An 11481-nucleotide genomic window follows, 5' to 3' on the forward strand; every position below is an offset into this window, starting at 1 on the left:
TTTACATTCAATAAGGCTCAAAAACGTACCGTTAACGCTGCTTTAAGTAATACTTTTGGCTTTGGGGGGCATAATGCTTCTGTAATTTTCAAAAAATACAAAGACTAAATATTCTTGCCATTAAATAATTAAAACTAATCTATTTAAACCTGTATATTAGTTCTTATCAATTTGATTAACGGTCATTAATGCCATTTTCAAGAATCTATAAACTCTATCTTTCGCCAAATCGTAAGTACATCCGATCTTTACATAATCTATTAGGTTATGTACCCGGAAATGTGCGACTTTATAGAATGGCATTTAGGCATCGCTCTGCTGCAGTTGAAGTTAAGAATGGTGCTAAAAACAGTAATGAGCGTCTAGAATTTTTGGGAGATGCCATTCTAGGGTCGGTAGTTGCCGAACTATTATTCAAAATGTATCCCTACAAAGACGAAGGTTTTTTAACAGAAATGCGCTCCAAAATAGTGAGTCGGGCCAATCTAAATCAGCTCGCCAAACGACTTGGCCTTGATGAGCATATTGAGTTTGATAACAAATCTCTAGGTCATAATAATAAACAAGGATCCTTATTGGGAGACACCTTTGAAGCGTTAATCGGTGCCATTTATATGGACAAGGATTATAATTTTACCAGAAACTTCCTTCTCAGCCGCATAATTAAACCTCATGTTGATATTCATACACTTGAGCTAACAGAAACAAATTTTAAAAGTAAACTCATAGAGTGGTGCCAAAGGCATGGTAAAGACATAGTTTTTGAAATTATTCCGAACGAGGAGGGCGAAAATGCAAAGCTTTTTACCATTCAGGTAAATGTAGATGGCGAAAATTGCGCGCTTGGAAGAGATTACAACAAGAAAAATGCAGAAAAACTTGCTGCTGAAAAAGCATGTATCTTTTTAAATATTTATAAAATATAAGTAGAATGATTAAAAAAATACTGTCAATACTCTTTTTGGGTTATAGTTTAACGATATTTATTTTGGCAATGCTGGTAGTTTTACCATTTATTTTAATCAGCTCCATCTTATTTAAACAAAAAAAAGCGCAAGATATTATCTTTCTTTTCCTCAAACTATGGGCAGGAATATTTTCAATTTTTTGTTTCTTCCCAATCAGAACTAGAGGTTATGAGCTTCATAATCCAGAGAAAGCCTATATATACATTAGTAATCATAACTCATACTTAGATGCTATTGCCGTGGTATTAAGCATTTCAGGATCCGTAAAGCCTTTAGGAAAGATTGAGATGGCCAAAACACCACTTTTTGGCATGATTTACAAGAGGGTAGTGGTTTTAATCGACCGAAAAGATAAGGAAAGTCGCGCGCGAAGTGTAGAGGAACTTAAAACCGACTTAGCTAGAGGGCAATCCATTTTAATATTTCCAGAAGGAACGATGAATAAAACAGAATCAGACCTTGCCGATTTTTACGATGGCGCATTCAGGTTAGCTATTGAAACACAAACCGATATCGCACCAATGGTCATTTTAAATGCAAGAACTTTATTGCCTAGAGCCAATCCGCTTCATGCTAAACCGGGAATAATTACTTGTGTATTTGATGAACCTGTGGAGGTTGCGGGACTAATAGCTGATGACCTTGAAGATTTAAAAGCCAAGGTTAGAAAGCGAATGGAATATTTAATCGAGGCTAATTAATATTTCAAATTCTTCTCCGTTAAATCTTTGGCTTTTGGCAAAGGTGGCAAACTTCGCAAACCCTTGGGCCGGCCCGATTGATTAAATGTTTGAAGTGATCTTTTAATATAATTGATGAGTGCATATTCATCCCAAGTAGATAAAGAGCTATAATCAGGGCGATACATCACCATAAAATTTTTAAGGTCAAGGCTATCTAAGCCCGTAATATTACGCAACACATTAGTACTAAACCTACGATCCACCTCAGATTGCTGTAGCTCCTTTGTATAATAAACGTTAAATCGTCGGGCTTGAGCAGGCGTTTTGCCCACAAGTTCATAAATTGCTGTGAGAGGCTGGAAGAGAAAAGCCAAAAAAGGTGGCTTCCCTGCATAATATGAGCCATTTTTTCGATATTGACTTTTAATTTGATCCAATTCTTGTTTTTTAGTCTCGCCCAATACTTTAACCTCAGCTAGCTTTATAATTGGCTGCATCCTTAAAACCAAATCAGAAAAATTAGCTAAAACAAGGATTAAATCAGTATAACCCGCTTTATAAAAAGTTAGTGTATCACCTTTTGATCCATTAATTTTAAATAATCCATAGGCATCACTCTCTGTAAATTGCTGGGTATTTCTATTTAGAATAGATACACTTGGGATTTTCGACATCCCCGACTTATCCATTATCAACCCGCGGACAGAGGATTCCTGCGCATGCAAGGATTTGTCAAATCCAAAAACAAGTTGAACTAAAATCACAAAAAGGATAAGAAATTTCTTCATTAAGCCAAAATTAGTAAAACATAGGCTGTTAATATCCTAAATAATGTTAAATGATGATATTAATAAGGCTATCCAATTAAATCTTATCTTTGCAAAATGATTAAATCCATGACAGGATATGGTTTGGCGAGCAGTGATTATGCACATGCAAAATACACGGTTGAGATCAAATCATTAAACAGTAAATTTTTGGAGCTTTCCTTAAAACTTCCAAAAGCATTTTCTGATAAAGAGTTTTTATTAAGAAATGAGTGTACACGTCAGATTGAACGTGGAAAAGTTAACATCGGCATTCATGTAGAATATGCTGAAACAAATTTGAAAACATCTACAATCAATCAGGCATTACTGAAACACTATTATTCCCAATTAAAAGAGGCGGCTGATACTTTGGGTGACACCGGCAGCAACCTGTTCCAAATGGCCTTGAATTTCCCGGATGTAGTTCAATATTCGGCGGATGAGCTAAGCGAGGACGAGTGGAAAATAGTTTATAAAACATTTGAGCAGGCGCTACTTAATTTCCAAAACTTCCGACAGGATGAAGGGAATGTGTTAAAGCAAGATTTAATACTACGCATCAAAAATATTTTGGAAGGCATGAGATTGGTTTCTGAGCAAGAGCCTTTACGTATTCCATCCATTAAAGATCGACTAAACCAATTTTTGGAAGATGCAGTAGGTAAAGAAAATATAGATCACAACCGCTTTGAACAGGAACTGATTTATTTTATTGATAAATTAGACATCACTGAGGAAAAAACCCGCTTAAAGAGCCACTGCGATTATTTTATTGTTGCACTGCAAGATAAAGATGCAAATGGTAAAAAACTCGGATTTATATCCCAAGAAATTGGTCGCGAAATTAATACCATGGGTTCCAAAGCAAATGATGCTAAAATGCAACAGACTGTTGTAGGAATGAAAGAAGAGCTTGAAAAAATTAAAGAACAATTGCTAAATGTGCTATAAAGCTAATCTTTGTTAGTTACATTAATACGTTGTATGTAATGCCTTAATTAATGACCTTTACATTCTTCCATTTCGAGTTAATAAATTTAAAAATTAAAACCATTGACACAAAAAACGTATAATTATTACGTATAAATAAAGTATGAAAAAGGGTAAACTCATAATATTTTCAGCTCCTTCTGGCGCAGGTAAAACCACTATTGTACAGCATTTATTAAAGAAGTTTCCTGAATTATCTTTTTCAATATCGGCTACCACAAGAGAGCAGCGTGGAGATGAAGTGAATGCCAAAGACTACTATTTCATCAGTCAGGAGAGTTTTCTTCACAAAATTGCGCAAAAAGAATTTGTTGAATTTGAAGAGGTTTATACAGGCACATTTTATGGTACTTTAAGGTCGGAAATTGAACGAATTTGGCAGGAGGGTAGGCATGTTATTTTTGATATTGATGTTATTGGCGGACTCCATTTAAAGAAAAAATTTGGCGAAAGCGCCCTTGCAATATTTGTTCAACCTCCTTCACTGGATGTATTAATTGAAAGGCTTACTGGGCGTGGCACAGATTTGCCTGAAAAATTAGCAGAACGTATCAAAAAAGCCGACAAAGAACTAAAGTTTGCTGATCAGTTTGATGTGATATTAAAAAACTATGAATTAGATACAGCATGTAATGAAGCAGAAACACTAATTAAGGAATTTCTCGCTAAATAGTAAATATAGCATATCTCATATCTAACGTCTCATATCTAGTGTCTCACATCTCACATCTAGCTAAATGAAAATAGGATTATTCTTTGGCTCTTTCAACCCTATCCATATTGGCCATTTAATTATTGCCAATTACATGGCCAACTATACTGATCTTCAGCAAGTTTGGTTAGTTGTATCTCCTCTTAACCCATTAAAAAATAAAAGTGATCTCATCAATATTTACGATCGACTGGAAATGGCAAAACTTGCTACTGAGGATGCCCAAAACATTCGTATAAGTGATATTGAGCTGAAATTACCTCAACCATCCTATACTATTGACACACTCACTCATTTACACGAGAAATATCCTGAACATGAGTTTAGTCTGATTATGGGTGCCGACAACCTAGCCTCAATCAAGAAGTGGAAAAACCATGAACTCATCCTCCGCGATTACCATATTCATATTTATCCGAGACCAGGATTTGAAATCAAAGAATTCAAAGATCACCCATCTATCACAATCACAGAAACTCCATTGATGGAATTATCAGCAACATTTATTCGAAAAGCCCTACAAGAAGAAAAAAGTGTGCAATTTTTTGTGCCCGAAAAAGCATTAGAATTTATAGAGAGCAAAAATTTATACCGATAAAAAAACAATTTTTTAAATTAAAAGGTAAAATTACAATTGTGAGCAACGAAAAAACAATTTTAAAGCTTAAACTTCCTACAGACCCACTTTGGGTTAAAAATGTGGTAGAAAGTAATATTGAAGAAATCCTTACAGATCATGCATTTTGTGAACAAAAAGCAGCAAGTAATGCGATAACCTTGATTGTTCAAAATCCGAACTTATCTGATCTTGTACAAGAAATGGCACTTCTAGTTCAAGAGGAAATGGATCATTTTAAAAGGGTTCACGATTTAATTCTAGCCAGAGGCTTTGTACTTGGAAGAGAACGTAAAGACAATTACGTGAACGAGTTAATGCAGTTTGTGATTAAAGGAGGAAGTAGGCATGAACAGATGATCGACCGACTTTTATTTTCGGCAATGATCGAAGCAAGAAGCTGTGAGCGATTTAAAGTGATGTCTGAACACATCAATGATGAAGAGCTTTCAAAATTTTATCATGAACTTATGATTAGTGAAGCAGGACATTATACCATGTTTATTGGACTAGCACGTAAATATGCTGATGGCTTTGATGTGGAAAAACGATGGAAAGAGTTTCTAGATTATGAAGCCAAGGTGATACAAAATTACGGCAAATCGGAAACGATACACGGTTAATTCCTATTAAAATACATCGAAAAATGGCGCTACTGCTTTTTAAACAATAAAAAAATGGCGGGCCTTTTATGCAAGTGAGGGATTTTTAACCTCCATTCCTTAATTGATTTGGTTTGTATAAATTCTTCTTCAGCCGTGATATCACAAGCAATACATAACCTTGTTTCGGGTTTGCAGCTTTTCAAAATTTCTTCCAACATAGAATCATTACGGAATGGGGTTTCGATAAAAATTTGTGTTTGACTATGGCGCTCTGCCACCGACTCAAGTTCTTTCACCTTATTGGCTCTTTGTAATTTATCAATGGGTAAATAACCATAAAAAGTAAAACTTTGTCCGTTAAAACCCGAAGCCATTAAAGCCAATAATATCGAGCTTGGTCCGACTAAAGGGACCACCCTAATACCTTTAGCATGTGCTAATGCAACAATTTCTGCACCAGGGTCTGCCACACCGGGGCAGCCTGCTTCACTCATCAAGCCAACGTCCTTACCTGAAAGAAGGCCTTTAAAAAATTCGTTTACGTTAGCATCACGATTATGCTTTCCATAATCATGTACAATAAGCTCACTTTGAGGAGTTTTTAACCCCGCTTCTTTTAAAAACCTACGCGCAGTTTTACTATTTTCAACGATATACTCATTTATATGATTGATAGTATCCACTAGGTAGGGCGTAAAGGATTTTGCAGATGCATTTTCTGCCAATGGAACAGGTATAAGATAAAGAGTGCCTAAAAGCATGTATAGTTTTTTGGACAAAATAGTCAAAATCAGGATGATATTGAGTAAATGGGAAATAAATAGATGAGTTTTTTAAGGTATAGGAGGGTTTAAATTGATTAAGTAATAAATTAATTACAATACAACCTTTGGCTAGGTTTTATACTCTAGTCTATATCCACAAACAAATAAACTTTTGAATGATGAGAACGAAAATAAATTTTCCGAGCTATTTATTCTTTGTATCAATTTTTCTAATTCTTGCGCTACCATCACGTGTTCAAGCTCAATACGATGGTGTTTCTTTGGAGACCTTTTATCAGGAGTTATCACCCTATGGGGTTTGGATTAATGACCCACAATATGGAAATGTATGGCGTCCGGACGTAGACCAGGAAGAATTTAGACCCTATTATAGCGATGGGCACTGGGAAATGACAAAATATGGCAATACCTGGGTTTCTGATTACGATTGGGGCTGGGCACCATTTCATTATGGCCGCTGGATTCATAGTAACCGCAAAGGTTGGTTATGGGTTCCTGATACCAAATGGGGACCAGCTTGGGTAACTTGGCGGAGTGGTGGCGGATATTATGGATGGGCTCCTCTTGGGCCCGGTATCCATATCAACATTAATATTGGTCCACGTATTCCCGATTATTACTGGGTATTCGTGCCACAACCGTCCATTTACTATTCAAGATTCCCAAGGTATGATAGGCGAAGAAATATCTCCATTTATAGTAGGACAGTTATCATCAATAATACCTATGTGATTAATAACAATAGCTATTATACTGGCCCCAGGATAGACGAGATTAGACGCGTAACACGTAGGCCAATAATGATAAATGAAGTAAGAAATATTGGCCCTCAAGGATATGCAGGCAGTAATAACAGACCTGTAGTGATTCGGAATTCGGATCGTGGAGAAAACCCTGGAAATAATCCGAGACCTACACGAACAAATGATAATGGGTTAGGAAGAAGCTCAATAAACGAAAGTAATGAAGCCAGTACTGGCAAAATTGCTGAAAGATCAGAAAATAAGCAAATTCCAGCATCTTCACAGCGTACAAACAAAACATATGACAATCAAAATGCTCGTGAAGTACAAAATCCTGCCTCAGGAGGCATTAGTGAACAGCGACAAGGGAATAATGGTGGACAGCAAGGAAATAGCTCAGAAGCACGCGAACAAAAGCCCGCTAGAGCTCAACAAGCTCAAAGCCCTCAGCGAGTTCAAACAACAGAACGAGTTCAAAGGACTTCAGGTGAAGAATCAAGACCAGCTCCTTCACAAAATAAAAGAACACAGAGAGTTGAGCCTAGTAAAAATAATGCTCCTTCGGCTCCTGAACGAAGTAGTAGAAATGAAGGCAGACCAGCCAGGGTTCAATAAGCACAACAATTCATAAAAATGCCCCCATTATTGTCTAAATTTTGGGGGCATTCTATTAGCACCATTTTTTATTTATTTCAGTTTACTCAGTGCTAATCTCATTCTTGGAATCATTTGCTGTATATCCTCCAAAGAACAAGCTCCAACAGATGCTCTAAACCAGTTCACGCTACTATCAGTCCCGAAAGCTGAAAAAGGCACAATACCCATCTTTGCCTCCTTGATTAAATAAAAATTCACATCGCCACTATTTTTCAAAACATCGCCCTCAGGAGTAGTTTTACCGATATAATTAACTTGAACTGTTAAGTAAATAGCACCCATCGGGTTAATTGCATTAACGGCAAAACCATCCGCTTTCATTTGGATAATCCCTTGATAAAGTGCATCCAAACTTTTCTGGATTTTAGCCTTAAAGCTTGTCAGATATGAATTTAATTCGTTTTGTTGGGTAAGATATTTAGCTGTTGCCACTTGCTCAGGCTTTGGTGCCCATGCGCCGACGTGCCCAATAATAGTTTTCATTTTATCGATTACATGCTCCGGACCAAAAGCCCAACCCACGCGAACACCGGTTGCGGCAAGACCTTTGGAAATACCATCGATATAAATAACATAATTTTTTAACTCTGGTCTGAGACTTACTGGATCATAATGAAATTCGTTGCCGAAGGTTAAAAGCGAATAAATCTGATCATACATGATATAAAGCGGCTTTTCATCTACTGCCCGACTCCTATTCTCTGCTATCACTAAGTCACAAATCTCTTCCAAATCTTTCTTAGAGAACATGGTTCCTGTTGGATTTAAAGGAGAGCATAGCGCAAGAAGTGTTGCACCTTTAAGATGCGGTTTAATTTCTTCTGCTGTTGGCATAAAATTATTTGCAACAGTAGTAATTACTGGAATTTCCTTTGCGCCTGTAAAACGGCAATAATGATTATTATTCCAAGACGGAGTAGGATAAATTACCTTATCTCCCGGATCAATAAGAGCCATGAAAGTACCATAAATCAGTGGCCTTGAACCACCTGCTACTAATATTTGCTTGTTAGTATAATCTAAACCGAATCGCTCCTTTAAAAAAGCCGAAACCTGATCTCTCAACACGGCAACACCCTCGGCAGGAGGATAATTGGTCTGATTATCGGCATAAGCCTCCATAATTCCCGCTTTTAACTCATCAGGGATAGGATAAATCGAAGAATCAAAATCACCAATAGTTAAGTTGGCAATCTGCTCCCCTTTCCGCTTCAGCTCATTGATTTCGCCAGCAATTTTTATTATTTCAGAACCCTCAAGGGTATTTGCTAATTTGGATATATTCATGTATGATAGGATAGTATAATTTTTTATTTAATAATTATCAGGCAATTAAATTAGCAATTGCACGATCTACTTTTTCAAAAGTAAAACCTGATAAAACTCCATTAAAGGACGTTTGAATTTGTTCATTACATAAATTCCCAATACTCCCTTCATGCGTGTATTTAACTGATGCAGGAGCTTTAAATTCACCTTTCTCAATTGCTACACCAATATTTTTATAGGCTTCACGGAAAGGAATCCCAGTCAATACTTGCTCATTAACCGCATCTACGCTAAATAAGTAGGCATACTTCTCATCTTTCAAAATATCATCTTTTATACGAATAGACTGAAGCATGAAGGCCGTCATTTCTAAGCATTCATTTAATGATTTGAAAGCAGGAAAAAGGTTTTCCTTCAATAATTGAAGATCACGGTGATAGCCAGAAGGAAGATTGCTTGTCATGAGAGCTATCTCATTCGGCAAAGCTTGAATTTTATTACATCTTGCACGAATTAATTCAAAAACATCAGGATTCTTCTTGTGAGGCATAATGCTTGAACCGGTGGTCAATTGGTCAGGGAAGCTTATAAATGCAAAATTTTGATTGATAAACAGACAAACATCCATTGCCAACTTTGCTAGGGTGGCCGCAACTGAGGACATAGCTTGCGCTAAAATTCGTTCCGTTTTCCCTCGTCCCATTTGCGCATAAACCACGTTAAAATTCAAGGAATCGAAGCCTAAAAGTTCAGTAGTCATGCTACGGTTCAAGGGGAAGGACGATCCATATCCTGCTGCCGACCCGAGTGGATTTTTATTACATACCTTCCATGCTGCTAACATCATTTCCATATCGTCGGCAAGACTTTCAGCATAGGCTCCAAACCATAATCCGAAGGAAGATGGCATAGCAATTTGCAGGTGGGTATATCCGGGAAGTAATTTATTTTTATGCTCTTCACTCTGGCTAATTAGCTGATTAAACAGTGTTTCCGTATTCTTTACAATATACTTAATCTCACTTCTAAAGAATAGTTTTAAATCTACCAGAACTTGATCATTACGAGATCTGCCACTATGAATTTTCTTGCCAGCCTCCCCTAACCTTCGTGTAAGAAGGAGTTCTACTTGAGAATGGACATCTTCCACATCTGCCTCAATACTGAATTTACCTTCCTGTATTTCTTTAAAAATTACTTTCAATCCCGCTTGAACCTGATCAAGATCAAGCCTATCTATAAGTCCGATACTTTCGAGCATACGCGTATGAGCTAGCGATCCAAGAACATCAAAAGCTGCAAGCTGATTATCCAACTCACGATCATTACCCACTGTAAATTTTTCTACTGAATGTTCAGTTATGGTATCTTTTTGCCAGAGCTTACTCATTATTTAGAGTTGAAATTTTTAAAATATTGTTCTTTAACAGTATCCCATTCAGACCTCAAAATACTATAAAATACAGTATTTCTGATATATCCATTGTGAATTTTCATGTGTTGGCGTAAAATTCCTTCGCGCGTTGCACCAATACTTAAGAGCGCTTGTCGTGATTGATGGTTTCGTTCATCCGCCTTGAACTCAATTCGATTGAGTCCCAGAACCTCAAAACCATAGCTCAAAATTAGGAATTTCATCTCTTTATTTAGTCCGCTGCCCTGAAAATCGCGCCCAATCCAAGTCCAGCCGATTTGTCCACGTTCATCTTTCCAAGATATCTCGGCCAATCGCGTACAACCAGCTATCAGATTGGTCTTTTTATCAATAATTACCCAAACAGCAGCAGTGTCATCGTCACGATCAGTTAAAGCCTTTAGAATATATTTATTCAGCTCTCCTGACTTTGAAAGATCATTTAAACCATATATCCAAAGTGCATCATCATCTGCCACATGCTGCAAAGATTGTTCATCATCCAAGCTTAATGGACGTAATAAGACTCTTTCAGACTCCAAAATTATATTTAAAACTCTCGGCATCACACAATTTTAGTGATAAGTTGAATATAAAGATCGATACCTTCTTTTATTTCGTATACATAAATAAACTCATCAGCCATATGTGACCTTGCCGAATCACCGGGTCCAATTTTGAGTGATGGAATATCCAGCAAAGCCTGATCACTGGTAGTTGGTGAACCATAAGTTTTTTTACCCAAAGCAAGTCCTGCCACAACTATTGGATGATCTGTGCTGATGGACGAAGATTTTAAACGGGTTGAACGTGGAAAAACATCACAATTCACGTTTTGACGAATGATCTTCAGTACCTCCTCATTTTTGTAGGCATCCGTTACCCTCACATCCACGGTGAATTTGCATATTGCTGGAACCACATTATGTTGTGATCCCGCTTCCATTACGGTAACGCTCATTTTTATAAGGCCAAATAAACTTGATTTCTTTGCAAACTCGTAAGTTTTAAACCACTCTATATCTTTTATTGCCTTATAAATAGCATTTTCACCCTCTTCACGTGCAGCATGACCCGCTTTACCATGAGAAACACAATCGAGAACCATTAAACCCCGCTCGGCAATAGCAAGATTCATCAATGTGGGCTCTCCAACAATGGCAAATTCTAGGAGTCCGAGCTCAGGAACAATCAGTTCAAGACCATTTTTACCAGAAATCTCCTCTTCGG

Annotated in this window: 13 protein-coding genes; 7 read left to right on the plus strand and 6 right to left on the minus strand. The window is 37.0% G+C overall.

The features are described from left to right. The first annotated feature begins 188 nt into the window (after nucleotides 1–188). Nucleotides 189–926 carry a ribonuclease III gene (rnc, locus tag ACILQF_RS05590; protein WP_395626431.1) on the plus strand — a complete coding sequence of 246 codons (738 nt, stop codon included), beginning with the start codon at nucleotides 189–191 and terminating at the stop codon, nucleotides 924–926. A 5-nt stretch (nucleotides 927–931) separates the two neighbouring features. Next, nucleotides 932–1669 carry a lysophospholipid acyltransferase family protein gene (locus ACILQF_RS05595; RefSeq protein ID WP_395626432.1) on the plus strand — a complete coding sequence of 246 codons (738 nt, stop codon included), beginning with the start codon at nucleotides 932–934 and terminating at the stop codon, nucleotides 1667–1669. On the opposite strand, the gene ACILQF_RS05600 is transcribed toward ACILQF_RS05595, so the two are convergent. Continuing rightward, nucleotides 1666–2439: a hypothetical protein gene (locus tag ACILQF_RS05600; RefSeq protein ID WP_395626433.1), complete on the minus strand. Its 774-nt coding sequence runs from the start codon at nucleotides 2437–2439 to the stop codon at nucleotides 1666–1668. The genes ACILQF_RS05595 and ACILQF_RS05600 overlap by 4 nt on opposite strands. 96 nt (nucleotides 2440–2535) lie before the next feature. Between ACILQF_RS05600 and ACILQF_RS05605 the strand changes: the two genes are divergently transcribed. The 4 genes from ACILQF_RS05605 (at nucleotide 2536) to ACILQF_RS05620 (ending at nucleotide 5401) form a co-directional block, all read left to right on the plus strand. Next, nucleotides 2536–3411, plus strand: coding sequence for a YicC/YloC family endoribonuclease (locus ACILQF_RS05605; RefSeq protein WP_395626434.1), 876 nt, complete (start codon nucleotides 2536–2538; stop codon nucleotides 3409–3411). Nucleotides 3412–3553: 142 nt separating this feature from the next. Then, nucleotides 3554–4123 (plus strand): guanylate kinase, encoded by a 570-nt coding sequence (gene gmk / locus ACILQF_RS05610; protein WP_395626435.1) that lies wholly within the window; start codon nucleotides 3554–3556, stop codon nucleotides 4121–4123. Between the two features lie 64 nt (nucleotides 4124–4187). Then, nucleotides 4188–4760: a nicotinate (nicotinamide) nucleotide adenylyltransferase gene (gene nadD, locus ACILQF_RS05615; protein ID WP_395626436.1), complete on the plus strand. Its 573-nt coding sequence runs from the start codon at nucleotides 4188–4190 to the stop codon at nucleotides 4758–4760. A gap of 38 nt (nucleotides 4761–4798) precedes the next feature. Next, nucleotides 4799–5401, plus strand: a complete 603-nt coding sequence (locus tag ACILQF_RS05620) for a tRNA-(ms[2]io[6]A)-hydroxylase (RefSeq protein WP_395626437.1) — start codon at nucleotides 4799–4801, stop codon at nucleotides 5399–5401. A 29-nt stretch (nucleotides 5402–5430) separates the two neighbouring features. Here ACILQF_RS05620 and ACILQF_RS05625 read toward each other — a convergent pair whose 3' ends face one another. After that, the gene (locus ACILQF_RS05625; RefSeq protein ID WP_395626438.1) at nucleotides 5431–6144 is read right to left on the minus strand and encodes an SAM-dependent methyltransferase; all 714 of its coding nucleotides are present in this window, start codon (nucleotides 6142–6144) and stop codon (nucleotides 5431–5433) included. A gap of 179 nt (nucleotides 6145–6323) precedes the next feature. On the opposite strand from ACILQF_RS05625, the gene ACILQF_RS05630 reads away from it, so the two are divergent. Further along, nucleotides 6324–7526 (plus strand): DUF6600 domain-containing protein, encoded by a 1203-nt coding sequence (locus ACILQF_RS05630; protein ID WP_395626439.1) that lies wholly within the window; start codon nucleotides 6324–6326, stop codon nucleotides 7524–7526. 72 nt (nucleotides 7527–7598) lie between these two features. Here ACILQF_RS05630 and ACILQF_RS05635 read toward each other — a convergent pair whose 3' ends face one another. The 4 genes from ACILQF_RS05635 to ACILQF_RS05650 form a co-directional block, all read right to left on the minus strand. Continuing rightward, nucleotides 7599–8855, minus strand: coding sequence for a pyridoxal phosphate-dependent aminotransferase (locus tag ACILQF_RS05635; RefSeq protein WP_395626440.1), 1257 nt, complete (start codon nucleotides 8853–8855; stop codon nucleotides 7599–7601). A 37-nt stretch (nucleotides 8856–8892) separates the two neighbouring features. Beyond that, entirely contained in the window at nucleotides 8893–10227 is a 1335-nt protein-coding gene (gene argH, locus ACILQF_RS05640) for an argininosuccinate lyase (protein ID WP_395626441.1), read from the minus strand. Beyond that, complete coding sequence (locus tag ACILQF_RS05645; RefSeq protein ID WP_395626442.1) at nucleotides 10227–10817, minus strand: GNAT family N-acetyltransferase; 591 nt, start codon at nucleotides 10815–10817, stop codon at nucleotides 10227–10229. Before ACILQF_RS05645 ends, argH begins: the two co-directional genes overlap by 1 nt. Next, nucleotides 10817–11481 (minus strand): peptidase dimerization domain-containing protein (locus ACILQF_RS05650; protein WP_395626443.1); only part of this gene is annotated, 665 nt, incomplete at its 5' end. The genes ACILQF_RS05650 and ACILQF_RS05645, both read right to left, overlap by 1 nt.

The sequence above is a fragment of the Daejeonella sp. genome (genome assembly GCF_044232565.1).
GTDB lineage: Bacteria > Bacteroidota > Bacteroidia > Sphingobacteriales > Sphingobacteriaceae > Daejeonella.